The sequence below is a fragment of the Faecalicatena contorta genome (assembly GCF_021531895.1).
Taxonomy (GTDB): domain Bacteria; phylum Bacillota; class Clostridia; order Lachnospirales; family Lachnospiraceae; genus JAFBIX01.
The window spans coordinates 20,860-46,906 of the sequence record NZ_JAFBIX010000009.1 but is presented as its reverse complement, the minus strand read 5'-3'; the positions used below and the strand labels follow the sequence as shown (position 1 = coordinate 46,906).

The following is a 26,047-nucleotide window of genomic DNA, read 5'->3' as shown; positions in this document are numbered from 1 at the left end:
GATAAGAATAATATAGAGCATGAGGTGTAGTATGAAAAAGAAAATTATAATGTTATTAACAGGTGTATTTGCTGCTTCTATGATATTGACTGGTTGTGAAGGAAGCAAAGGACTGGAGACGGATGCATTGACGATTTCCAAATATAAAGGTGTAGAAGTTGATGAGGTAGAAAAAGCTAAGGAGATTACCGATGAAGATGTGGAAAATACGATTAATTCTACTTTGCAAACCAATGCAACAACGAATGAGATCACAGACCGTCCGGTACAAGAAGGAGATACAGCAACGATTGACTTTGTAGGAAAAATAGATGGAGTAGAATTTGAAGGTGGCTCTTCTACCGATTATCCGCTTACGATCGGATCAGGAACATTTATCGATGGATTTGAAGATAGTGTGATTGGACATAATGTTGGAGATACTTATGACTGGGAAGGACAATTCCCAGATGATTATGGCAATACAGATTATGCCGGAAAGCCGGTCGTATTTACCATTACAGTCAAAGGAATCAGTGAACAGGTCGTTCCTGAGCTGGACGATGAATTTGTAAAATCTGTATCTGAGGAATCAAAGACTGTTAAGGAATATAAGGAAGAAGTCAGAAAACAGTTAGAAGAAGATGCCAAGACCAACTATGAAGACAGTCTCAGTCAGGAAGTATGGCAGGCAGTTCTGGATAATTCCGAAGTAAAGAAGTATCCAGAAGAAGATGTACAGGAGATATCGGATTCCTTGATTGAACAATACAAGTCAGCAGCAGAATACTATGGACAGGATTATGAGACTTTCATTGAGGAACAGATGCAGACCACAGTGGAAGATTTTGAAAGCCAGGTTGAGGAGGCTGCAAAATCAAGTGTTAAGCAGACGATGGTGACAGAGGCAATCGCAGACAAAGAGAAGATTAAGCTGACAGATGATGTTTATGAGGAACAATTAAAACAGATGGCTGAAGATTACGGCTATGAAGATGTAGATGCGTTAAAAGAAGCAGCGTCAGAAGAGGACTTGAAAGAAATCGCATTGAATAATCTGGTCAAAGAATGGCTGGTAGAACATTGTGTTCAGGTCGCTTCTGAATAGGGAAGAGCAGTAGGGATGATAAGGCTTATTCGGATGTCGGGGAAAAGACATTTTGAATAAGCCTCTTTTGTTGAAAATACGATAGTTGATGGAGAAAATGAGATGGGTAAGACAGTTGAGAAGGGAAGAGATGAGTTCCGCACAAAAATGGGATTTGTTATTGCGTGTATTGGTTCTGCGGTAGGAATGGCTAATATCTGGATGTTTCCATACAGAACCGGTAAGTTTGGCGGAGCAGCATTTTTAATTCCGTATTTTATATTTGTGGTGCTGCTTGGATTTTCCGGTGTTATCGGCGAGATGGCATTCGGACGGAGCATGAAGACAGGACCGCTTGGTTCTTTTGGAAAAGCGATGGAGATGCGGTTCGGAGAAAAAGGGCGACCAGTCGGCAGAGCAATTGGGATGATTCCGGTGATAGGTTCTCTTGGAATTGCAATCGGCTATTCTGTGGTTGTCGGATGGGTCATGAAGTATCTGTGGAGTTCTCTGACAGGGAATCTTACAAAAGTAGAGGATATGGGAAGCTTTTTTGGAAAGATTGCGGTACCATTCGGAAATATCAGCTGGCATATGCTGGGGTTAGCTGTGACGTTTGTTATCATGGCATTTGGTATCACCAAGGGAATCGAGAAGGTCAATAAGGTCATGATGCCAGTCTTTTTCCTGTTCTTTCTGATTCTGATGGTACGTGTTGCTATTCTTCCGGGAGCAATGGAAGGTTACAAGTATCTCTTTGTACCGAAGTGGGAAGAATTACTGGATATCAATACCTGGGTGTATGCATTGGGACAGGCATTTTTCTCATTGTCACTGGCAGGTTCTGGAACCATTGTGTATGGAAGTTATCTGAAGAAAGACATTGATATTGTGAGCTGTGCGAAGAATGTTGCGTTCTTTGATACCTGTGCGGCACTGCTGGCAGGAGTCGTAGTGATTCCGGCAGTATTCGCGTTCGGTCTTGATGTGGCAAGCGGTCCGCCGCTGATGTTTATCACATTGCCGGCAGTATTCCAACAGCTTCCGTTTGGCGGTTTATTTGCAATTATCTTTTTTGCTGCGGTGTTATCGGCAGCGATCACGTCCCTTATGAATCTGTTCGAGACGCCGGTCGAGGCGCTTCAAGAACAGTTCGGACTGTCAAGAAAAATGGCAGTGGCAGTGATTGCCGTGATCGGGGCAGCCGTCAGTATCTTCATCGAGAGCGGCGATTCCGTAGGCGCATGGATGGATGTCATCTCCATCTATATCATTCCTCTTGGAGCATTGCTGGCAGGAATCATGTTCTTCTGGGTATGTCCGAAAGGATATGCAAGAAGTCAGGCTGAGACGGGACGGACGAAGCCGTTGGGCCAATGGTTCGAGCCGCTGACAAAATATGTGTTCGTAGGCATCACACTGGTTGTGTATGTCCTTGGAATCTTCTTCGGTGGAATCGGTTAAAAATGTGGGGAGATCTCTTTCCATTCTCCCGGCTTAAGATCCGGGTCTAAGGAAATAGAATCAATGGCTGTACGTTTTAATTCTATAACACAGCAACCCACGATCTTTAACATTCGGCGTATCTGGCGCTTTCGGCCCTCTGTGATCACGATGGTTCCCTGGACAACAGGATGATCCATCCGGTTATGACGGGTTTTCTCCTGAATCTCAGGGTGAAGCGTTGGAAGAATATCGGCAAGAATTGTCGTATGTGTAACAGAAATCTTGGCAGGAGCAGTTGGAATGTCAGAGCCTTTCAAAAGGACCCCATATTCCAGCTGCTTTTGCTTCTCTTCTGTTAGGGCCCCAAGGGCGGTAAATTCATAAGTCTTTTCTTTGTGACGGGCAGGATGAGTCATTTCCTGATTCCACTGCCCGTCATCTGTAATCAAAAGCAGCCCTTCTGTCTCGCGGTCCAGCCTGCCGACGGGAGAGAGGGCATCATTGTGTAATTCCTGAAAATAATCCATCACAGTGGGGTAGCGGTCATCGCGTCTTGCAGTGACACAGCCGAAGGGTTTGTTAAACATATAGTAATGATACATCGTGATTCCTCCTGGTACATTTATCATATTTATCCCTGTTAGAAAAGTCAAGATATCCTCCGCAGTTGTTTTCAGATAGCGGAGGACACCTTTTTCTTTTGTATTGACACTTAATGGTGAAAATAGTAAAAAATTACAGTGGTACTGAAATTGTTTTATAAGTATAAAACATAGAGTGAGGAATATGACGAAAATATGGAATACATAAGCAAAAAAATCAGGAAAATACGCAGAAAAAATATTACATTAAAAGAATTGAGTGAGAAGACAGAATTATCAGTCAGTTTCTCGCCTCAATTCGAACGTGGAATTTCATCCATTACCCTGGTATCCCTGAAGAAGATTGCAGAGGCGCTGAACATCACAATGAAGGAATTGTTCGAAGACGAATCGGATGTACAGGGACAATTCGTTCATAAGAAAGACAGTGGTTCAGGATTATTGGGGCTTAAGAAGAAGTATGCAAGTTATGAGAGGTTAAGCGGTAAGTTCGAAGGACGTAAGTTAGAGAGTCTTTTGCTTCGGATGGAGCTGCTGCGTGAGGATTTTGAAGCGTGTACGCATGAAGGAGAGGAACAGAAAGGGTGCAAAGACTGCACTGATTACGACAAAGGGATTCCGCTGGAACGTGACCCGGAACTGGTAGCATGGGATGTAAAGAACGAATATATATCTGTTCGCCAGGACGGAGTTGCCATGAGTGATTTCTCCGGTGCATGCTGCCCGACAGATGGAAAGGTGTCCATGGGCTATGCAATATTTCCACCAGGAACCGTGGTACCGCCTGCGTCTCATACCGGCGATGAATATTCTTACATCATCTCCGGAAAAGTAAAATGTGAGTGCAATGGCAAGAGCAATGAATTATGTGCCGGAGAAGCATCATTTATTCCGGCCGGAGAAGTCCATAGCAGCATGAACGACTCGGACGAAGACGCTACACTGGTATGGATGCTGATTGAAAAAGAATAGAGAAAAGAAAATCTGGCGGCGGGGTAATACCTGCCGCCATTTTTATAAGTTTCAGTCTTTTCAAATGCGGAAATAGGTTGTATTATCGAACTTAGAAAAGAGATTGTAATGAACCGTTGGTTTTATGATTAAAGGAGGAGACACTATGTTAGAAGTGGGAACCAAGGCACCGGCATTTTCACTGCCGGATCAGAATGGACAAGTGCATTCGCTTGAGGAGTACAGAGGTAAAAAGGTAATCTTATATTTTTATCCGAGGGATAATACTCCGGGGTGTACGAAACAGGCATGTGGTTATTCACAGCTGTATCCACAGTTTCAGGAAAAAGGGGCAGTTGTCATCGGAATCAGTAAGGATACGGTAGCTTCGCATAAGAGATTTGAAGAAAAGCAGGGCCTGACTTTTACGATATTGTCAGACCCGGAATTGAAAGTAATTCAGGCTTATGATGTGTGGAAGGAAAAGAAGAATTATGGAAAAGTGTCGATGGGCGTTGTGCGGACAACGTACCTGATTGACGAAGATGGTGTGATCATCAAAGCAAATGATAAGGTAAAAGCAGCCGATGATCCGGCGAAGATGTTAGAAGAGGTGTAATATGGGAACAGAACTTAGAATGGAAAAGCGGAAGATGCAGATGGCTTTATTGGGGAAAGAGTCATGTGTGCCGGATCTGTCCGGGGAAAGTATCTTACAGAATCAGCTGCGATTTCAGCTGCCGGAGGATTCTGAATTGTACGATGGATATGGGAGGGTGAAAAGTGCCTATCCGTATCGCCAGAGAAATGGATATTGCAGAGAACTCAAAGAGCGTAAAGTACAGACGGCTGTTCTGGAAAATCAATATCTGAAAGCCGTATTTTTGCCAGAATATGGTGGAAGATTGTGGGAACTGTGGGATAAGGAGCAAGATCAGAATCTTCTGTATACGAATGATGTTCTTCGATTCAGTAACCTGGCGACTAGAAATGCATGGTTCAGTGGAGGCGTAGAATGGAATATTGGTATTATCGGGCATACTCCATTTACGACAGAACAGATGTATGTTGCCCAGACGGAAGACGAAGCGGGCAATCCGGTTCTTCGAATGTACGAATATGAAAGAATCCGTGATGTCACATACCAGATGGATTTTTGGCTGGAAGAAGATTCCCGTTTCCTAAATTGCAGGATGCGGATTGTGAATGAAAATGATGAGGTAGTGCCGATGTACTGGTGGAGTAACATGGCAGTGCCGGAATTCGACGGCGGAAGAATCATTGTTCCGGCCAGAGCCGCATATACGACGGTAGATAAAGAGGTTCGAAAAGTAGAGATTCCGATGGTTCGGGGCGTGGATGTCACCGATTATAAGAAGATTCCGAAGTCTGTGGATTATTTCTTTGAGATAGAAGAGGATATGCCGAAGTATATTGCAAATGTTAATGCAGAGGGATACGGCCTTCTTCAGATGTCAACGGACAGAATGAAAAGCCGGAAGTTATTCTCCTGGGGCAGTCAGGCAGCTTCTGACCACTGGCAGGAATTCCTGACGGAGAATGCAGGAAGATATATTGAGATTCAGGCCGGCCTTGCAAAGACACAGTATGGCTGTATTCCTATGGCACCACACACTGCATGGGAATGGATGGAGCAATATGGGGCAATTCAGATCGATGCACAGAAGCTTCAGGAATCTCATGAAGAGCGAAGTGCAGAAGTCACAGAGATGCTCCTAAAAAGAGAAAGTCACAGGCATCTGAAAGAAAAGCTGAAAGCATCCAAGCCAATGGCTTTAAAGAAAGCGGATCTTGTGCAGGCGGGAAGCGGCTATGGAATCCTTGGAGTTCATGGCAAGTGGACGGATCATCTGGAATTTGTAGATGAAGAAGGGGATTATGCCCGCTGGAAAGCATTCATAGAAGGCGGCAGATTGCATTGTCCGAAGCCTGAGAAAAGACCGGATGTATTCTTGAATGATGAAGAAAGCTTTACCAGATTAAAGGAAGCTGTCAAAGAACAGGAAAAACATAATTGGTACGCGCACTACCAGTTGGGAGTTCGTTATTATATGGATGGAAAATTCAAGAAAGCAGAGCAGGAATTTCAGACATCCAGAACACTGGAGGAAAATGCATGGGCACTTCACGCGCTTGCCTGTCTGACTTTGCGGAAAGGAAAGAATAAGAAAGCAGCCCGGTATATGTTAAAAGGAATGAAGCTTCAGAAGAAGGAATGCTCATATCAAAAAGAAGGATTCAAGATATTGATTAGTTGTGAAGCTTATACGGAACTGTGTGCATCTTATAAAAAGCTGAGCAAAAAACTTCAGGCTGACAGCAGATTGCGGTTCTATTATATCCAGGCATTAGGCGAGAGTGGAAAAGAAGAAAAGGCTTATGAACTGATGGAAGAAGATGGAGGATTGGTGCTTGATGATCTCCGGGAAGGAGAGGATACTCTGGGACAATTATGGAAGAAACTGCACGATGCTGTCTCAGAAGAAGAGGAAGAAGTACCTTACAGGTATCAGTTCATGGCATTTGAGTAATGTGGAGGATTTTATGAAAGAAATCATCTATATCATTTTGTCCTGGATCAGTTCAAAATCCATCAAGGCACGCCGTGTATAGTCATATTTAGACATTTATTGCAAACACATTTGAAAAGAGTTGAATTTGGTTTGCACGTAGTGATATGCTGGTTCTCAAGAAAACATGGTTGGGAGAAAAATTATGAGAAAAGAATCCGATATAATGAACATGAAAGTCTATGAATCCATGTGTTATAGCCTGGCGAAAGCATACACTACAGGAGTACGTTTGTATCAAGACGGCACTCCTTTATATTATTTTTCGCCTTACTGTATTGAGCCAGATCCGTTAGGTCCCTTTTTATCTCAAATCATAGATTCTGGACATGATGTAGGCATAATCACGACATCTTTATATCAGTTTTATGCTTTTCTTACATTAAAGCCAGGTCTTCGACTAATTCTTGGACCAACGTGTGCTTTAAAAGGCAGCGGACAAGAAATGGAAGAATTGCTGGCAATCCTGAGGATTGAAGAAGAGAAAAAGAATGCTTACGTTCGATGGTTATGCAGCACGCCTGTCATTAACATTCAGCGGCTTGCATGGTTGTTAGTATCTCTAGAAACAATGTTGCGAAAGCGGGCATTTGCGATTGAGGAAGTATGGATGGAAAGACCGCCGGAAAGCATCCAGAATTCTGTACAAATAGAGTATACCGGGAATCGAATGAATAATATAGAAGATATGGGATTATCTCAGGCAGTTGAGCAAAGCTTTAGTTGGGAACAACTGGTATGTTCTTATGTTGAGAATGGACAGGCAGACCAGCTGAAAGAACTATTCAGTGCTCCGCCGAAAGTATACACAGGGAGTATCGTATATGATGAATTGCGGCAAATAAAAAACAGAGGGATTGCCATGGCAGACAGCGTATCGAAGGCTGCGATTCGGGGAGGACTGGATGTTCAGCAGGCATTTCTTGCGATGGAACTATATATTCAGAAGCTAGAACTGATGCAGGATTGTCCTGCGGTAGAACGGCTTTTTCAGGAAATGGTGATTGATTTTGCAGAGCAGGTAGAAAAATTACGATGTCCTGCAGATGATAAAAGGCACTTTTGCAGAATGTGTATTCAATATATTTCACGGAATGTTTTCGCACCGATTCGAACAGAAAGTATGGCAAAAGAATTAGGCTATAGCAGATCCTACTTATGTAGCCGATTCAAACAGGAGATGGGACTTTCTATTACCCAGTACATTCAACAGGAGAAGACAGAAGAGGCAAAACGCTTACTTCGTTTCAGCAATTACAATTTAAGCGAAGTAGCAAGTCTGCTTAATTTTTCCTCTCAGAGTCATTTTCAGACGGTGTTTAAAAGAATCACAGGCGAGACCCCGTTGGCATATCGAAAGAAAGTAAAAGTAATAAAATAATTCAATGTATAGAAAATGTAAATAAATACAAAAATATATTACAAAAATCAATAGATATATCCGGAAGAAATAAAACAAATATAAAATAAAACTAACATATATGAAATACTGGAAAATCCGTGGATGGTAGAATACAGATATCCGGGTATCGGAACATTACTTAATAGTATTGAAATATATCAATTCATTCAGAGGATATATTTGCAGAAGCCAGTAGAAGAGTAATGGAAGATATGAATAGACGAAAAGGGAGGAAATATGATAGGAAGCTTCTGGACATATCATATAAAAACTATGAAGAAGAAACTAATCAGTGTATTGTTGATTGCCGCTATGACGCTTACCATGCTTGCGGGCTGTGGCGGAAGCAAAGAGAGCAGTGAAAGCAGTGAGGATGCAGCTGAGGAATCATCAGGAGAAAAAATTACATTTATGGTACCTGACTGGGGTGTACCAACAGATGATCAGCTTGCTGCATTTACAGAGGAAACAGGAATTGAAGTTGAGATTGCTGAAGTTGGATGGGATGATATCCGTGAGAAATTAGCAACAGCTGCTTCTGCCGGAGAATGTGCAGCAGATGTTGTGGAAGTTGACTGGTCATGGGTCGGAGAATTTGATGCGGCAGATTGGTTAGAGCCATTGGAAGTATCAGATGAAGATAAGGAAGATATGCCGACACTCGAAACATTTACAAAGGATGGAAAGGTTCTGGCAATTCCATATGCGAACGACTACCGTTTGTCATATTATAACACAAAGCAGTTTGAAGCGGCTGGTATTACAGAGGAACCACAGACTTGGGATGATGTTCTGGAAGATTGCAGAACACTTAAATCTACAGGGACTGTAGACTATCCATTTGCAATTGCATTAAATGCAGAAGAAAAGACATCTACATGTTTAATGTGGCTGGCATATACCATGAATGGCGTGGTATGGAACGATGACGGAACTTTCAATAAAGATTCTGTATTAGAAGCATTGAAGTATATAGAAACATTGGTAAATGAAGAGTTAGTAGCTCCAGAAGATAAGACATCTTCAGGTATGGATGCTTATATGCGTATCTGTGGTGGTACAGCAAGCTTCCTTACAGGTCCTACCTCTTTCATATCCAGAAGCCAGAACGAAGAAATCTGCAGCGTTGTTGGAGAAATCGAATCCATCCTTGTCCCGGGTAAAGATGGAAAAGCAACTCAGACAATGGCACTTCCAGAAGCTATTGGTGTTACAAAAGCTTCCGAGAACAAAGAAGCTGCTAAGAAATTCGTAGAATGGTATACATCTGCTGATATGCAGAAACAGTTAAATGAAACAAACAGTGCAATTCCTACACGTAATTCTGTTCTGGAAGAGCTGATCAATGACGGAACGATCGAGAATGCAGGAGCAATGTTAGAAGAAGCAAACTTAATCTCTTCTCCATTCCCGAACGGAGTACCTTCTTATTATGCGGAGATGAGCAGTGCAATGTACAATGCAATCAATAAGATGGCACTTGGCGAATGCACAGCAGAAGAAGCATTTGATGAGATGGAAACAGCTTTAGAGAAATTAATCAACGAATAATTTAAGGAATAAATGATGAAAAAAAAGATATTACCTTATCTTTTACTAACACCCATGATTCTTATCATGGGTGTATTAGTATTTTATCCGATCATTGCTACATTTTCATACAGTTTAAAGAAATGGAAGCTGACAGCTCCTGGAGATATTCACTATATAGGAATTAAGAATTACATTGATATTATTCAGTCAGATTCTTTTTGGTACAGCCTGCAGAATACAATCTTTATCCTTGTATTTGTTGTTGTGTTTACAACGATATTTGGATATCTGGTGGCAGCTTTTCTTAATGTTGATGTGAAATGGTCTGGTTTGTTATTGGCATTAGCGATTCTTCCGTGGGCATTGCCGCCTTTTGTAAATGGTATCTTATGGAAGTTTGTATTTTTCTCTGGATATGGATTTTTGAATAAACTTTTGATTGGCATTGGAATTATCAGTAAACCAATTGAGTTCTTAAGCTCAAGATGGACACTTCTGCTGGTGATTTCCATTGTTGTTGTCTGGAGAAGCATCCCTTTTATGGCGCTCGTTTGTCTGGCCGGACGTCAATCGATTCCTGACAGTCTGTTTGAAGCAGCAAAAATAGACGGAGGTACATCAAGGACTATTTTCTGTCATATTATGATGCCGCTTATGAAACCTTTCCTTGCAGTAGGAATTACTTCAACATCGGTAACAGCAATCAATGTGTTTGATGAAATTGTGGCTCTTTCGGGATACAGTGATCTAGGAAAGAATATCTTAATGGAAAGTTATCTGACCACATTTACATTCCTGAATTTTGGAAAAGGAAGTGCCATGACATACATTGTAATGTTCTTCGCATTGATCCTTGGAATATTCTACTTGCGAAGCCTAAATAAGGAGGTGGAATATTGATGAAATATGCGAAAAAATTCGGATATGTTCTGGCTACGATTTTGTTCCTGATTTTTACGGTAGGGCCTTTTGTCTGGACCTTTATTATATCCATTACACCTGATTACGCAATTTTTGCGCCGACGAGCAAGCTACTGCCAGATGATATGATATTTTCCAATTATGTGGAGATGTTTTCCGGAAGCCGGAGAGGAAATACTTTTTTTACTGGAATGTTTAATTCTTTAAGGGCAGTCTGTATTACGCTTTGCATCGGGATTCCGATTGCGATGATGAGTGCCTATGCATTAAGTAGAATGGAATTTAAAGGAAGGAAGGTTATTAAGAATCTTCTTTTGGTAACAATGGTTATTCCTGTAATGGCAACGATTATTCCGCTGTATCGTATGTTTGCAATGGCAAAATTGTTGAATAATATTGTCTGGCTCAGTATGGTGTATGTGAGTTCCTACCTTCCAATGGCAACCTGGCTGATTTCCAATTATTTTGCAACGATTCCAAAGGAGCTGGAAGAGGCAGCTATGATTGACGGATGCGGAAAAGCGGCTTCGTTTTTCCGAATCATATTGCCGCTTTCCTATCCAATTATATTATCAGTCACGCTGATTATGTTTTTAAATACCTGGAGCCAATTCCAGATTCCACTGATTCTGGCATCTTCTATGGAAACAAAGCCAATGGCAATTGTTGTATCAGAATTTATGACCAAAGATTCCATACAGTATGGTCTGATTGCAGCTGCAGGAATGATTGCGTTGATTCCACCGGCGGTGACGGCACTGTTCTTCCGGAAATATCTGATTTCTGGTATGATGAGAGGCTCTGTAAAAGGGTAATAAGTTGTAAAAATATATATTCATTCGAGCATCCCGCAATACATGCCTTCGGCTGGCGGGCTCTGCTCGATAATGTATTTTATATACCAGCTTTGGAGGATTCCAGAGCATTGATCACGCGATCACACCAGGCATCAAATTCTGGATCAGGTATCTGGCATTCTTCAGGGTGGGATAATACATAATCAAGGGCAATTCGTACGCCCTGGTCGAGGCGGACCGTAGTTCTCATATCAGGCACAACTCTTTTTAGTTTCGTGTTGTCAAATACGACAGAGACAGATTTGTCACCAGTCAGTTTTCCTTCGAAATCATATCCATATTTATCACCAACTGCAGAGAGATAGTCTGAAGCTACATGGTAAGGGTGAAGTGTCACGCCCAAAGCATCTGCGATCGTCTGATAGATCTGATTCCATGTAAGAGTTTCATCTCCGGTAATCTGGAATGCTTCTCCGATTGCATGACGATTGCCCATAAGACCGGTATAACCAATTGCAAAATCTGTATTAAATGTCATAGTCCATAGAGAAGAGCCATCTCCGTGAATAATGACAGGTTTTTCTTCGATCATTCGCTGAACGACCTGCCAGGAACCATTCTTCCCATGGACACCCAATGGAATACGACGCTCGTCATAGGTATGGCTTGGACGGACAATTGTTACCGGAAAGCCTTCTTTTCGATACTTATCCATCAGGAATTCCTCACAGGCAATTTTGTCCCGGGAATATTGCCAGTGTGGATTCGCAAGAGTAGTTCCCTCTGTGATCAGATAATTGGCAGCAGGTTTGTGGTAGGCAGAAGCAGTACTGGTAAAGATATACTGCTTAGTTTTTCCTTGGAACAGGCGGTAATCGCGTTTTACATCTTCGACATGATACCCGATGAATTCACAGACAGTGTCAAAAGTCATATCCTTGATTGCTTCTGCAACAGCTGCTTCATCATGAATATCAGCAATAATCTGATGAACGCCTTCTGGTACAGCCTGTGTCCGGCTGCCACGGTTGAGAGTCCATACTTCCCAGTTCAATTCTTGTATAAGCCTTTTTACGATAGCGGTACTGATTGTACCCGTTCCCCCAATAAATAATGCTTTCATAGTATAATCCCTTCTTTCTTCAGAATCCTTTCCCTCAATTTTTTGTATATTCTATCGTGTGATTGGTTTGAAGATCAATTAGATGATATCAACAGGTTACTAGTTTATTTTATCATATTTTTAGTATATACTATATCAGTAGGAGTAGATTTTTGCAAAAGATGCGAAAAAGGAGGAGTTCGAATGAAACTGGCGGATGTATCAAACGGACCAGATTGGATCGTATGGGTAGTGTTTGTAATCTTTGTAGTCATCTCCATCGTTCTGCTCTCCGGACATGGGAGCTGGTTTATTGCCGGTTACAATACAGCCTCAAAAGAAGAAAAGAAAAAATATGATGAGAAGAAGTTATGTAGGACGATGGGGATTGGAATGGCAGTGATCTCCATCCTGATTCTTATCATGGAAGTGTTTGAAGATGTATTGCCGGTTAGCTTTGTATATATATCGGTGGGAATTATACTGATTGATTGTCTGGTGATTATTATCGTAAGTAATACGATCTGTAAAAAGTAGATGCGGCTGCTTCATCGGCAATAAATTGGTGTGAATAGAATAAAAGTTGTATGGATAATGAAGGAGAAATCGGCATTAGCCGATTTCCCCTTTTCTTTTGGAATTTTCCCGGTGGATTCTTGATTTTATTCCATTCCCAGATATGTGTTGTAGATATCTTTCGAGATATTTGCTTTGATATCTTCATACACATTCTGGGAATTTTCTCGGATTTCATCTCTTACTTCATCAGAGAGGGTAATGATCTCTGTGCCGCTGTCTTCAATTGTAGTAATTCGTTCAGCAATTCTCTCATCAGACTGTTTTCGGGCATATTCTGTTGCGGTCTTTGCGGCCTGAGTCATGATGTCCTGTTCTTCCTTAGTGAGATTCTGGAAAAATGCATCATTTACGATCAGGGAGATCAGATGTGGCAGGTGGTTGGTCTCCACCACATAATCCTGCTGCTCATATAGCTTATTAGATACGATGACTTCATATGGATTCTCCTGCGCATCAATTGTGTGCTGCTGAAGTCCAATGTATACTTCACTGAAGCTCATCGGTGTCGGGTTGGCATGTAAGCTTTTCCAGAATGCCAGGTGGTAGCTGTTTTCCATGGTCCGAATCTTCTGGCCCTTAAAATCTGCAAATTCATATATTGGCGTGTTGGTACTCATGACACGGAACCCCTGATCAGCCATCCCCAGAAGATGGTAACCGCCTTCCGTGTACACATTACTGATCAAGTCGAAAAATTCTGGGTCATCTAAGGTCTCTCTGCAATCGTCCAGTGAATCGAATACACATGGCAGGTCAAAAACTGCGAGATCAGGCATGAAGGTTACCTGAGGAGCAGTGTTCTGTACAATGAATGGGATATCGCCGTCTGCGCAGGTCTCCAGAAGATCACGGTCACCTCCGAGCGTAGAGTTGGGATAGACCTGAATCTTCATCTTCCCGTCACTGAGACGTGAGACTTCTTCCGCAAATTTTTCGGAAAAGATCTGAGTAACGGTGTCTTCTGGACTTGCAGTGGCAAGCGGCCATGCGTAACGCTGTACATCCTCTTCTTCACTGGAATTACCACAGCCGGTAAGGAACAAAGAAGAAGCTATTATAAGGACAAGGCCGGTAGATATTAAACGCGATTTTATCTTACGAAATTTCATTTCATGCCTCCTATAACAATGCCAGAGAAAGTGCCGAGATGAATGTAATCAAAAGTAATGCAGCTAAAAAGTATATAATCATGGGCATAGCTTTCTTCGCAATTGTCATGACCGGAACATCTGTTAATGAGCTGGCAACAAAAAGATTTACTCCGATTGGAGGAGTTACAAATCCAATGGCAAGGTTCACTACCATGATTACACCGAACTGAACAGGATCCATACCAAGATTCGTAACGATTGGCAGAAGGATTGGTGTCAGAATCAGGATAGCAGGTGTCGTATCCATTACCATACCTACAATTAATAGGAACAGATTAATCACGAAAAGGATCAGCACAGGGCTATGGAAGTTGTTGCTGATAAATTCACTGACTGTCTGAGGAACCTGCATTAATGTCAGTACCCTTGAAAAAGCAGTAGAAGTCGCCAGAATGAAAAGAATGGGGGTAAATGTTCGGATTGCTTCTTGTAAGATACCCCAGATGTCCTTGATTCGAATACTTCTATATACAACCAGACTGATAAACAGAGCATAAAACACGGAGATAACAGCAGCCTCTGTCGGAGATGCAATTCCGCTGTAGATGCATCCAAGAATGATAACAGGACTTAAAATTGCAAAAAAGCTTTCTTTGATTACTTTGAATAACCCTTTGTCGTGTAATCTTTTTACTTCCGCATGAATCTTTTCTTTGTCTTCTCCATTACGTTTACAATAGAAGATAGCATAGAACATGAGAAGTCCGCCAATCATGAGACCGGGAATGATACCTGCCAGGAACAGATTGCTTACGGATGCTCCAGAAGCCATTCCGTACATGATGAATGGAATGCTTGGTGGAATAATGACACCTAAGCCGCCGGCAACAGCAACAATCGCGGTAGTAAAGGTAAGATCATAACCGAGACTTGTCAGAATCGGAATGGTCATACTTCCAACTGCGGCAACAGTAGCAGGTGCAGAACCAGAGATTGCTCCATAGAAAAGACATGTCACAATTACGGCACAAGGCATGCCTGCTGTCAGATTACCAAGAAAGTATGCAAAGATGTCGAATAACTTTCTGGAGATACCACCCTTGGCCATGATGATTCCGGACAGAACGAACATCGGAACTGCCAATAATGGGAAAGAATCCAGACCGCCAAACATCGCCCGAATCAAATATTTTGCACCTACTGTGAAAGACGGGTCACATATGGATGGAAGGACGGATGTGATTCCAAGTGTAATAGATACAGGAATCGCAATGATCAGTCCGACCACGAAGATGATAAATAATAAAGCGACTGGCATATTACGAAACCTCCTTACTTGAGTCTTTTATATTATGGGTGAGGTTGTCAATTTCGGATTTGGTGTCAGCATTTGCCTGAATAAATGATTCCGGAGTGTTTCGTTCCGGGTGTGCCGGGTCAAAGACATTCTCACCTCTGGCAATACGGAATTCAATGATCCATCTCTGCAGGATTCGGAATGCAACCAGAATAAAAGAAACAAAAGGTGCTGCCTGAACGTAATACATTGGAATGGAGCAGGCAGGGGATACCTGACCGCTTTCTACGGCAGACATCATATAAGAATATGCAAAAGGAATCATGTAGATAAAGAATATCAGCTCGAAGGTATGGTTGATAACCTTGATGACTGCTTTTCCGCGCCGTGGAAATATTGCGACAAACTGTTCAATCTTAATAGATAAGCATTTTTTGCTGCAGTAACTAACGCTAAGAAAGCCGCACCATATAAACAGATAGCGTGTTAATTCTTCTGACCAGGACAGAGACATTCCCAGTGCATAGCGGCAAAAGACCTGTATGCCCATGATGAGTGTCATTCCGATCAGGAGAATGATCAGAAGAAATTCTTCAAGATTTTCATCCAGCCAGTGAATTGCTTTTTTCATTTTTACCTCCTTGCAAGATATCTGATAACCTGACTATTGCCCGAAGCCCGTTATGGACTCCAGGCAATAGTCAAGGTTTTTGTGATTTTTATAATGCGTTATGAAGTAGTTCAAGAACAGTGCTTAAATCATTCACGCCCATCTGTCCTGGAGCAGAAGCTTTCTTTGCAGCACCAAAAGTCAGTGCAGAACCAAATACTTCACCGCAGAGACGGCTGATTACACCGGTACCTGCCATAGACATGGTAATGATCGGTCTGTCGGCATATTCGGATGCCATTTCCTCTGTTGCGGCAAGAAGTGTAAGTACATCCTTTTTATTCTGAGGCATTACAGCAATCTTCGGAATATCAGCGCCCAGATCCTGCATTTTTCTAAGACGGCCTACGATATCATCCTTATCAGGAGTCTTGAAGAAATCATGGTTGGATGCCACAACCTTTACACCTGCAGCATGAGCACCTTCAATAATCTCTTTTACGATCTCGTCACCGGTGAATACTTCAACATCGATCAGATCAACATATCCTGACTGGGCAGCTTTGATGTTTAACTGTGCATAAGCTACATCCTCAATTGCCTTTTCGCCACCTTCCTTGGAAGTACGGAATGTCATCAGGATAGGTGTATTTCCCAGAGCATCTCTTAAGTCTTTCAATACATCGAGTACCTGATCAAAGTCAAATACACCTTCGAACCAGTCAACACGCCATTCCACAACATCGACCGGGATAGCGTCAAATGTCTTTGCTTCAGCAATAATCTCTTCTTTTGTTACTCCAACGATCGGTACACAGATTTTGGGGATACCGGCACCGATTTCAATATCTCTGACACGAACTGTATTCATATTTTATCCTTCCTTTTCTATCATAGTTTGCCAATTATTTTGATTATAATGAAATTATTCAGCAGATGCAAGCTCCACCATTTTTGCATAGCGCAGGTTTACAAATACTCCAAGAAGTACGCCGATTGCGGTAAGAATGATGTTCATCGTCATAACGCCAGACGGACTCATCTTTGAAGCTGCTGTTAAGATTGTATAGTTACAGAGTGAAGATGCGATCATAACTAATGCAGTTACCGTACCTTTAATCTTCGGGAAGAGCATATTACATACAGAAGTTGCAATCTGAAGAAGTCCGCCTGCTCCAGCCCACCCGATTACGAATGCACCAACAATGCAAAGTGTCTGTGACTTGCCCATGAGTACCAAGATCATGGTCGCAAGACAGATTGCTGGATAGACCATAATGAAGCGGACATCTTTAATCTTACGTGTCAAAATTGCAGTTACGATCAGTGCGAGCATAGTTCCCATGGAGTAGTAGGTCTGCATGATAGAAGGATCAGCCCAGCCTACCACTTCTTTGGCAAAATTCTGTGCACAGTTCAGCCATAACTGGAAGGTACCAGTGCAGGTGAATCCAATCAGGATCATAGCAACGGATTCGATGGAGAAATGTGTTTTCTTCATGCTTTCCAGTAAGCCTTCTTTCTTCTCTTTCTTCGCATCGGCATCCGGAAGAGGTGCAAAGAGAATCAAGATTACTAATATAATGTAGCAGATACCACAACCAATGAATAATGGGTTGTAAGATACAAGACCGGAAGCAGATGTTGTTACGGCAATACCGAGCACGAATGGAAGCAGCATCTGAGAGATAGCGATAAAGAACTTGATTCCCATCGTTGCAACACCAGGTGCAGAGTAGAATACTTCAGCAACAGCCGGGTAGATACCAGTATCAAGGAATGAATTGGCAATACCGCCGAGGATCGCGCAGATGTAAGCAATCTGGTAACCGCCATTTGCTCCTGCATTAAAAGCAAGTGCAAGACCAATTAAGTAGATTGCGTAGGAGGCACCTCCGATTACACAGGAAATGCGGCGCCCTAACTTGTCAGAGAGAGGACCGGCGAATGGAAGAGCAATCAGTCGTCCAAGACCTAATGCGGCAGAGATTGCTGTGATTGCCATTGCTTCTACGCCCCAGCTTGCTGCCAGAGCATCTTTGATGACAGCCTGTCCCAGAATAGAACAGCCGACACCATGGATAAAATAGTTCAGGTACAGAATCAGTGCACTTGGTAAATACTTTTTGTTCATTGGTAATGTTCTCCTTTTTGTGTTTTGTTTTCTTAGTATTCTGTCACAAACATAAGAAATGCAGCACCATATCGTTAAAAAACTAACGATTTGTTGTTTATATTTTATCAATCGGCGAATAGAATTTCCAATACCAATATATGTGAAAATTGATGCGTTCAGGCTATTGAAATGTTAGAATTATAAAGATAGAGATTATAAATCCATAGGTTTTATAGAAACAATCTATATAAGGAGGTGCGTATGACACTCAATCAGATATATTATTTTCAGACGGTTGCCAGATATGAAAATTATCGAAAGGCAGCAGAGGAACTTTATATCTCCCAGCCATCCTTGAGCCGTTCCATTGCGTCTTTAGAAAGCGAGCTTGGTGTCTTGCTTTTTGAAAAAAATGGAAGAGGGGTCAATCTGACAAAAGGTGGAAAACTTTTTTTGGAATATGCGGACCGGATTATTGATGAATGTGAGATTGCGAAGAATAAGATGAAGGAAATGGCAAGTGACGGAGGAAAGATTGATATTGGTTATGTATTCCCGCTTGCAAGTCACTACATTCCTCATAACGTAAGAGATTTTCTTAATAAAAAAGAAAATAAGAATGTTACATTTAACTTTTTTCAGAATCATACGAGTGCAATTGCAAAAAAAGTCAGATCTGGTGAGCTGGATGTCGGCTTCGGCGGATATATAGATAAAGAGGAATTTGAGTTCTTTCCTGTATTATCAGAAGAAATGGTACTGATTACACCAAAAGGGCATGAATTAGAATCTCATAAAAAAGTCTCTATCCAGGAACTACGGAATTATCCGGTGATCGGATATGACCGGGAATCCTGGCTTGGAAATTACACAAAGCAATTATATCGAAGGCTGGCATTTCAGCCCAATATTGTGGTGGAGTGCCCGGATGAACATTCCATTGTGGCTTTGGTGAGTGAAGATTTTGGAATTGCACTTGTTCCGGCAATTGAGGAGATCAATGAGAATCGTGTTAATATTCATAGATTTGATGATATTGAATTAATGCATCACACTTTCATGTTCTGGATGCGGGATCGTTATCAGCTGCCGGCCGTAGAAAGATTTATCGAATATATGAAGCAGAAAGCGCCATCATTGGAATGATAGCTTTAATGTATTAATAATTGACATAAAATGTATTTTACGTTATTGGTTCGCGGGATTATAATGAAGTCGTCACAAACAGAAGAGATGCCTTTCACAAATAATGATAAGGAGAGGGATTCATGAAAACAAATTATCCTAAGATATTTGAACCTTTAACAGTAAAAAGAATGACGATCCGTAATCGTATCGCTATGACTCCGATGGGAACTAATTATGGGGAGACAAGCGGTGAGATGAGTAACCGTCATATGAATTATTATTCCTTGCGTGCAAAAGGCGGAGTTGGCCTGATCATCTTAGAGAATGCCAATGTAGAATATCCTGTTGGTTCCAATGGAACAAGTCAGATTCGTATTGATCATGACAGTTTTATGCCACGTTACTACCAGCTGGTTGAGAACCTTCATAAGAATGGTGCGACAGTTGCGATTCAGATTAACCATGCAGGTGCATCTGCTTCTTCTGCAAGAACCGGAATGGAGACGGTATCCTCTTCCAATATTCCAACAAAAGTTGGCGGAGAGATTCCTCGTCCAATGAAAAAAGAAGAGATTCTTACAACTGTAAAGAAATATGGGGAAGCTGCAAAGAGAGTGCAGGCAATCGGGTTTGATGCTGTAGAGATTCACTGCGGACATTCATATCTGATGAGTCAGTTTATTTCCCCATATTATAATAAGAGAACCGATGAATTCGGAGGATCTGTAGAGAACCGCCTGCGTTTTCCACGCATGGTCTTAGAAGAAGTACGTAAGCAGGTCGGACCCTGGTTCCCGATTATTGTACGTATCTCAGCAGAAGAGCGTGTACCTGAAGGAAATACGTTAGAGGATACTCTGGAATATCTTCAGTATCTGGATGAATTTGTGGATATGTATGATGTATCCTGTGGCCTGAATCCATCTCTTCAGTATCAGATTGATTCGAACTACTTGCCGGATGGATGGCGTTCTTATCAGGCAAGAGCTGTCAAAGAAAAGTTTGGCAAACCTGTCATCAATGCCGGAAACTACCGTGACCCAGAGGTTGTAGAGAAAGTCCTCGAAAGCGGAGATGTAGATCTCGTCGGTATGGGACGTGGATTGATCGCGGATCCGGACTGGGTGGTAAAAGTCCAGAAAGGTGAAGATGATATGATACGAAAATGCATCTCCTGTAACGTCGGATGTGCCGGAAACCGTATCGGTGTGAATCGTCCGATTCGCTGTACAGTCAATCCTGCAGTTCCGGAAGGAGATATCTATAAGAAATTAAGAGTTAAGAAAAACTGTAATGTAGTTGTAGTCGGCGCAGGTACTGCAGGTCTTGAAGCTGCATGTACAGCAGCAGAAGTCGGATGTAATGTATTCGTACTGGAGAAGAAAGATCATGTTGGAGGATTATCTACATTTATTTCCGACCTTCCAAGCAAGACGCGTATGAAAGACTTCCCAAGATATCTGGAAAAACGTGCTGAGAAACTGCCGAACTTATACATGTTCTTAAATACAGAAGCTACCATTGATAAGATTAAGAACTTTAAGCCGGATATCGTTGTAAACGCGACAGGTTCTGTACCATTGGTTCCACCAATCCCAGGCCTGAGAGAGAATATTGCAGCCGGCAATGTAGCGACCATCTTTGATATGATCAATAACCTGAATGCAGGGAAGTACCCAGATGACTTCTGCAAAGGTAAGAAAGTTGTTGTTATGGGCGGAGGATCTGTAGGACTTGATGTGATTGAATACTTTGCACCACGGGGAGCAGAATGTGCTATCGTTGATATGCTTCCGCAGATTGGTATGATGGCAGATCCGATTACAAAGTGTTCGATGCGTGAGACCCATGACAAATACGGTGTAAAAGAGTACGTGAATACAGCACTCCAGGAAGTAAAAGAAAATGCATTTGTTGTAAAGACTCCGGAAGGCGAGATTAAAGAACTGGAATTTGACCTTGGATTTAACTGCCTGGGAATGAGAGCAAACAATCCACTCCTTGCAGAATTAGAAGAAGCATTTGCCGATACAGATACTTATGTATACCCAATCGGAGATTCTGTTCGTGCCCGCCGCATTATGGAAGGAACCATGGACGGCCGTGCTATCTTGAATGTACTCGAGTTCAAAGGATTATTAGACCTGGATGAGATAAAGTAGAATCTTTGAAATAGAAATAAAAAATAGATAAAAAAGTAAATTCAATAAAAGTAAACAGAGAGAAAAGAGGTAATAATCATGCCAAATATAACAGGACATACAGAACTAGTTGGATTGATGGCTTATCCGATTCGTCACACACAGTCACCTACGACACACAATCTTGCATATGACAAGAATGGCGACGATGTGATTCAGCTTGCTTTTGAAGTAGATAACGATTCTCTGGAGGCAGCAGTAAACAGTATCCGCGCGTTAAAGATGCTTGGATCTAACATCTCCATGCCAAATAAAACAGTCGTTCACAAATACCTGGAAGAAGTTGACGAGGCAGCACAGCTCTGTGGAGCCATCAATACCGTTGTAAATATGCGTGATGAGAATGGGCAGGTTACGGGAAGATTAAAAGGATATAACACTGACGGTATGGGATATTGGCAGGGAATCAAAGAAGAAGGAATTGACTTTAAGGGAATGAAGATGGTTCTGATCGGAACGGGAGGAGCTGCTACAGCCATTGCTGTTCGGGGAGCATTGGATGGAATTGCAGAACTTCACATCTTCAATATTAAGGATAAATTCTACGCTCGTGGAGAAGAGATTGTTGAAAAGATCAATAACAACACAGAATGTAAAGCAACCATGAATGATCTTGCAGATCTTGATCTTCTGAAAGAAAAAATGCAGGAAGCAGATATTTTCTGCGATGCGACAGGAGTAGGAATGCATCCGTTGGAAGACCTCTCAAATATTCCGGATACATCCTTCTTCCGCCCGGATCTGATCGTAACCGATACGGTATATGCTCCACGCGAGACAGTTATGATGAAGCAGGCAAAAGAAGCTGGCTGTACAAGAGTATATAACGGAATGAGTATGATGCTCTTCCAGGCATTGATTGCCATTGAGCTCTACACCGGGAAATCCACTGATGTAGAATACATGAAAGAGCAATTAGGAATCTAATCATAAGAATATCCCTCCATAAAAATAACATCAGGGTAAGCCTGATGTTATTTTTTAATTCCAGTGAAAGTTTTCTTTACCTGCCCCGATCAATATAGCATCTGCACACTCCAGTTTCTATTTTAAGATAGAAGGAATGCAGCTTCCTGAAGCGTCTGCCACATTAGAAGCAGAATACCGGAAAGCGGCAAACATTGAATAAATCTGAAAGTATTATGCTTAGATTGAATTGTATATAGGTAGATGTTATACTTTGTTTAAACAGGTGGTTGTATATGTGTTGGGAGATTTATCAAATTAAAAGAATTCACATAAAAGTATAAAGTAAGCGAGGAACGTCAGCAACAATTGCCTGTAAGCATAATAAAAGAGGAGAACAAAAATGGCAAAAGAAAAGAATGCAGCAAATGTCAGTAATATTTACCGATTAGGGGGACGGGTCCCTGTTGCGAAGGCAATTCCATTCGGTTTCCAACATGTATTAGCAATGTTTGTAGCAAATGTAACTCCGCTAATTATTATTGCGGGTGTTGCAGTATATAATGGACAGGCATTTACGCAGATAGAGACGGCGCAATTGATTCAGAATTGTATGCTTGTGGCAGGTATTGGTACATTGATACAGCTATATCCTATCTGGAAAATAGGCTCCGGACTTCCGATCGTTATGGGTTTAAGTTTTACTTTTTTAGCTGCATGTCTTGCGTCGGCTTCTCAGGATTACGGATACATGATAGGTGGTATCATCGTTGGCGGGTGTATTGAAGGTGTCTTAGGTCTTACAGCAAAATTCTGGAGGAAGCTAATCCAGCCTATCGTTGCCGGCTGTGTAGTTACGTCCATTGGTCTTAGTATTTTGAATGTAGGCGTTTCATCTTATGCCAGTTCTGCAAAATATGAAATCGGGGCATGGCAAAATCTTCTGGTCGGTACCATTACATTGGTTGCCTGTCTGACATTTCATGTGTTTGCCAAAGGCGTACTGAAGCAGCTGAATGTATTATTTGGTCTGATCGTTGGATATATTGTGGCCATTTGTTTTGGAATGGTAGATTTCTCGGCAATGGGCACCACGATTTCACAACTGGGGGTATTTTCATTTCCTTCATTATTTGCTTACGCACCTAAATTTAACATCGGTATTATTATTTCATTTGTTATTGTTTTTTTAGTTTCTGCGGTGGAAACGATCGGAGATACTACAGCCGCATGTACAGGTGCTCTTGGAAGAGATATCACAGATGAGGAAATCAGTGGATCTCTGGCTGTGGACGGATTTATGTCAGCGATTGCCGGAGGTGTTTTTGGAGTATCCCCAATTACGTCATTTAGCCAAAATATCGGTCTTTTGAAAATGACAAAAGTAGTCAATCGCTTTACAATCATGTTTGGTGCATTGCTGTTGATTCTTGGAGGCTTGTTTCCTCCGATCGGTGCATTTTTATCGACCTTGCCGGATTGCGTTCTTGGCGGATGCACCGTCATTATGTTTGGATCTATCGTTGTTGCCGGATTCGAGATGATTGCAAAAGTAGGATTTGATCATAGAAATATGATTATCGTTGCCACCTCTTTGTGTGTAGGGGTAGGCGTAACACAGGTGGAAGGCTTCTTCTCAGGATTGCCATCAATCTTCGGGGATATTTTCGGCTCCAATATGGTTGCCGGTGTTTTCATAATTTCACTTGTTTTGAGTTGGGTGCTGCCAAAAGACATGGAAATAGAAAGTGAGTAATACGGCAGACATTTTTATACCGCATATTGCTACCTACCCCTGCATACATTGTAAAAACAATAAATGTAGGGGTTTGGTATGAAAGATTATATTGAGGAACGGGCAGTAGAGATCGCATATTATATCATTGAACATAAGGCGACAGTGAGGCAGACTGCAAAAAAATTCGGAGTAAGCAAAAGTACCATACATAAAGATGTAACAGAAAGATTGCTCCAGATTAATCCTGCGCTTGCAGCGGAAGCAAGGAAGGTTCTCGACATCAACAAATCCGAGCGCCATATTCGTGGCGGACTAGCTACCAGAGAGAAATATTTACATATGGAACATCGATAAAAAAGTGGTGGGGAATATCATATCCTCCCAACCATTTTCAGTTTTCATTGTAAAAGCGGCAAGTGAAACAGCTTGCTGCTTTTTATTTATCTTCCCATGTAGTATAATTATTTCATACTTTGAAATGGAGAGAAATCTATGAGTTTGATCAATAAGATTCCAAAGGAGTTTTATAAACTTTTTGCGAGCAAATACAGGGAGTATTATCAACGGTTCCTGATATCGATCTATGAGGAATCCGGCAGGTCTTATTCGCTTCTGGGGCTTACGGAACGGGAATGCTGTGCGATTATGAATGAGTGGATTGCGGCGGAGACTTTGGACTGGAGTGAAGAGCAGTTTGACGAGGAAGGAGAACTGCTGACCAGGTCGAATATGACGTTTGTCTGTCTGAGGCATCTGGAGGAATGGGGATGGCTTCGGAAGGATTATGACGAATCGTTGAACAGTTATGTGGTGTCATTTCCAGAATACAGTCAGCTCTTTGTGGAGCTGTTCCAGCGTCTGTATAGTGAAGACAGTACCAAGGAACGGGAGAGCGTGCTGGCAGTCTACAGTTATCTGTATACTTACAGTGCGGATAAGGAGAAAAATAACGAGATTCTGAAGAGTGCCCTTCAGACCTCCCAGTCGTTGCTCCGGATGCTTTCGAATATGCAGGAGGGTATGAGAGGATATTTTGATGAGCTGTCCAGACAGAGAAGCTTCCTGGGAATTCAGGAAGTACTGGTCAATGAGATCAATAACAGTGACAGTAAGAAGTATGCGATTCTTACCACTACGGACAGTTTCTATCGATATAAGGAAGCGGTAAAGGAATTAATTGACCAGAACCTGAGTGAAAATGAAGTGCGAAGGCAGCAGTTTCTGGACCAGCAGGTGCAGCTTAAAATGCAGATGGAATCGGCAGAAAGTGTTCCTGTAGAATATACACCAAAGTATCGGAGGCTGGAGCGTGCGGTTGGTCTGTGCGAGGAGGCGATGGATATCATATACCGTATTGAACGGGAATTTGATGCCATCGAGCGCAGATATAATAAATTAATTGAGCAGAAGACGGTATTTGCAAGTCGGGCAGCAGCAAGAATCCGCTATATTCTGATGGAAGGAGCGGCTGAAGAGGATCAGACAGTGACACTTGTGAATCTTCTGAACCGAAGTAGTTGTCAGGAAGAGATCCTTACAAAACTGGCGGATCGAATGCACCTGACGGAGCGTTTCCATGTGATAACGGAACGAAGCCTGTTCAGAAAACGCGATTCTGAGAGGGGCTCTTTCGAGCCGCAGGCGGTTGTTCGGGAAGAAGAGCAGAGAGAGGATCTGGATTCTTTTGTATTAAAGCCGCTTTATACAGGCAAGGAGATCGCGGAATTCCGAAGAAAGAATATAAAGGACGGCAGATTTACAGTCACCAGAGATACCGTGCAGTCTATTGAGGATCTGGAGAAACTGTTCTTTGTATGGCAGGAGGCAACGGAGATTGCGGAGAATGATCAGGAGATTTCTATCGGAGAAGAATTGGAGAATGAAGAAGGGTTCCGCTTCTCAGAACTTACGATTAAAGAGTAACCGTAATAGGATTGAAAAATAGTTCGTAAGGAATATTTGGTGAGGGA

Annotated in this window: 23 protein-coding genes; 16 read left to right on the top strand and 7 right to left on the bottom strand. The window is 42.0% G+C overall.

Annotated elements, in window-relative coordinates:
* Window positions 1-31: 31 nt before the first annotated feature.
* Window positions 32-1,087, top strand: coding sequence for a trigger factor (gene tig / locus JQM81_RS04650; RefSeq protein WP_235232373.1), 1,056 nt, complete (start codon window positions 32-34; stop codon window positions 1,085-1,087).
* A 102-nt stretch (window positions 1,088-1,189) separates the two neighbouring features.
* Entirely contained in the window at window positions 1,190-2,530 is a 1,341-nt protein-coding gene (locus JQM81_RS04645; RefSeq protein ID WP_235232372.1) for a sodium-dependent transporter, read from the top strand.
* Here the strand turns inward: JQM81_RS04645 and JQM81_RS04640 are convergent.
* Entirely contained in the window at window positions 2,527-3,114 is a 588-nt protein-coding gene (locus JQM81_RS04640) for a pseudouridine synthase (protein ID WP_235232371.1), read from the bottom strand. The two genes, JQM81_RS04645 and JQM81_RS04640, sit on opposite strands and share 4 nt — an antisense overlap.
* A gap of 195 nt (window positions 3,115-3,309) precedes the next feature.
* On the opposite strand from JQM81_RS04640, the gene JQM81_RS04635 reads away from it, so the two are divergent.
* The 7 genes from JQM81_RS04635 (at window position 3,310) to JQM81_RS04605 (ending at window position 11,327) form a co-directional block, all read left to right on the top strand.
* On the top strand, window positions 3,310-4,086 hold the full coding sequence (locus JQM81_RS04635; protein WP_235232370.1) for a helix-turn-helix domain-containing protein: 777 nt from the start codon (window positions 3,310-3,312) through the stop codon (window positions 4,084-4,086).
* Window positions 4,087-4,231: 145 nt separating this feature from the next.
* Window positions 4,232-4,684: a thioredoxin-dependent thiol peroxidase gene (gene bcp, locus JQM81_RS04630; protein ID WP_235232369.1), complete on the top strand. Its 453-nt coding sequence runs from the start codon at window positions 4,232-4,234 to the stop codon at window positions 4,682-4,684.
* Window position 4,685: 1 nt separating this feature from the next.
* Entirely contained in the window at window positions 4,686-6,617 is a 1,932-nt protein-coding gene (locus JQM81_RS04625; RefSeq protein ID WP_235232368.1) for a DUF5107 domain-containing protein, read from the top strand.
* A gap of 184 nt (window positions 6,618-6,801) precedes the next feature.
* Window positions 6,802-8,037, top strand: a complete 1,236-nt coding sequence (locus JQM81_RS04620) for a helix-turn-helix domain-containing protein (RefSeq protein ID WP_235232367.1) — start codon at window positions 6,802-6,804, stop codon at window positions 8,035-8,037.
* Window positions 8,038-8,295: 258 nt separating this feature from the next.
* On the top strand, window positions 8,296-9,609 hold the full coding sequence (locus JQM81_RS04615) for a sugar ABC transporter substrate-binding protein (RefSeq protein WP_235232366.1): 1,314 nt from the start codon (window positions 8,296-8,298) through the stop codon (window positions 9,607-9,609).
* A gap of 15 nt (window positions 9,610-9,624) precedes the next feature.
* Window positions 9,625-10,491: a carbohydrate ABC transporter permease gene (locus tag JQM81_RS04610; RefSeq protein WP_235232365.1), complete on the top strand. Its 867-nt coding sequence runs from the start codon at window positions 9,625-9,627 to the stop codon at window positions 10,489-10,491.
* On the top strand, window positions 10,491-11,327 hold the full coding sequence (locus JQM81_RS04605) for a carbohydrate ABC transporter permease (RefSeq protein ID WP_235232364.1): 837 nt from the start codon (window positions 10,491-10,493) through the stop codon (window positions 11,325-11,327). The genes JQM81_RS04610 and JQM81_RS04605 overlap by 1 nt, the downstream gene beginning before the upstream one ends.
* Before the next feature lie 79 nt (window positions 11,328-11,406).
* Here JQM81_RS04605 and JQM81_RS04600 read toward each other — a convergent pair whose 3' ends face one another.
* On the bottom strand, window positions 11,407-12,432 hold the full coding sequence (locus JQM81_RS04600) for an NAD-dependent epimerase/dehydratase family protein (RefSeq protein ID WP_235232363.1): 1,026 nt from the start codon (window positions 12,430-12,432) through the stop codon (window positions 11,407-11,409).
* 183 nt (window positions 12,433-12,615) lie between these two features.
* Here JQM81_RS04600 and JQM81_RS04595 point away from each other — a divergent pair, with 183 nt between their 5' ends.
* Complete coding sequence (locus JQM81_RS04595; protein WP_235232362.1) at window positions 12,616-12,948, top strand: DUF3784 domain-containing protein; 333 nt, start codon at window positions 12,616-12,618, stop codon at window positions 12,946-12,948.
* 125 nt (window positions 12,949-13,073) lie between these two features.
* On the opposite strand, the gene JQM81_RS04590 is transcribed toward JQM81_RS04595, so the two are convergent.
* The 5 genes from JQM81_RS04590 to JQM81_RS04570 all read right to left on the bottom strand — a co-directional run bounded on the left by JQM81_RS04590 (window position 13,074) and on the right by JQM81_RS04570 (window position 18,122).
* Window positions 13,074-14,099, bottom strand: coding sequence for a TRAP transporter substrate-binding protein (locus JQM81_RS04590; RefSeq protein WP_235232361.1), 1,026 nt, complete (start codon window positions 14,097-14,099; stop codon window positions 13,074-13,076).
* Window positions 14,100-14,109: 10 nt separating this feature from the next.
* The gene (locus JQM81_RS04585) at window positions 14,110-15,399 is read right to left on the bottom strand and encodes a TRAP transporter large permease (RefSeq protein WP_235232360.1); all 1,290 of its coding nucleotides are present in this window, start codon (window positions 15,397-15,399) and stop codon (window positions 14,110-14,112) included.
* A 1-nt stretch (window position 15,400) separates the two neighbouring features.
* Entirely contained in the window at window positions 15,401-16,009 is a 609-nt protein-coding gene (locus JQM81_RS04580) for a TRAP transporter small permease (RefSeq protein WP_235232359.1), read from the bottom strand.
* An 88-nt stretch (window positions 16,010-16,097) separates the two neighbouring features.
* Window positions 16,098-16,859: a type I 3-dehydroquinate dehydratase gene (gene aroD, locus JQM81_RS04575; RefSeq protein ID WP_235232358.1), complete on the bottom strand. Its 762-nt coding sequence runs from the start codon at window positions 16,857-16,859 to the stop codon at window positions 16,098-16,100.
* A gap of 54 nt (window positions 16,860-16,913) precedes the next feature.
* Complete coding sequence (locus JQM81_RS04570) at window positions 16,914-18,122, bottom strand: MFS transporter (RefSeq protein WP_235232357.1); 1,209 nt, start codon at window positions 18,120-18,122, stop codon at window positions 16,914-16,916.
* Between the two features lie 243 nt (window positions 18,123-18,365).
* Here JQM81_RS04570 and JQM81_RS04565 point away from each other — a divergent pair, with 243 nt between their 5' ends.
* The 6 genes from JQM81_RS04565 to JQM81_RS04540 all read left to right on the top strand — a co-directional run bounded on the left by JQM81_RS04565 (window position 18,366) and on the right by JQM81_RS04540 (window position 26,000).
* On the top strand, window positions 18,366-19,250 hold the full coding sequence (locus JQM81_RS04565; protein ID WP_235232356.1) for a LysR family transcriptional regulator: 885 nt from the start codon (window positions 18,366-18,368) through the stop codon (window positions 19,248-19,250).
* 122 nt (window positions 19,251-19,372) lie between these two features.
* Window positions 19,373-21,394 (top strand): FAD-dependent oxidoreductase, encoded by a 2,022-nt coding sequence (locus JQM81_RS04560; protein ID WP_235232355.1) that lies wholly within the window; start codon window positions 19,373-19,375, stop codon window positions 21,392-21,394.
* 75 nt (window positions 21,395-21,469) lie between these two features.
* Complete coding sequence (locus JQM81_RS04555) at window positions 21,470-22,360, top strand: quinate/shikimate dehydrogenase (protein ID WP_334302611.1); 891 nt, start codon at window positions 21,470-21,472, stop codon at window positions 22,358-22,360.
* A 382-nt stretch (window positions 22,361-22,742) separates the two neighbouring features.
* Entirely contained in the window at window positions 22,743-24,095 is a 1,353-nt protein-coding gene (locus tag JQM81_RS04550) for a uracil-xanthine permease family protein (RefSeq protein ID WP_235232353.1), read from the top strand.
* Between the two features lie 78 nt (window positions 24,096-24,173).
* Complete coding sequence (gene spoIIID, locus JQM81_RS04545) at window positions 24,174-24,431, top strand: sporulation transcriptional regulator SpoIIID (RefSeq protein ID WP_235232352.1); 258 nt, start codon at window positions 24,174-24,176, stop codon at window positions 24,429-24,431.
* A gap of 138 nt (window positions 24,432-24,569) precedes the next feature.
* Window positions 24,570-26,000, top strand: coding sequence for a Wadjet anti-phage system protein JetA family protein (locus tag JQM81_RS04540; RefSeq protein ID WP_235232351.1), 1,431 nt, complete (start codon window positions 24,570-24,572; stop codon window positions 25,998-26,000).
* The last annotated feature ends 47 nt before the right edge of the window (window positions 26,001-26,047 follow it).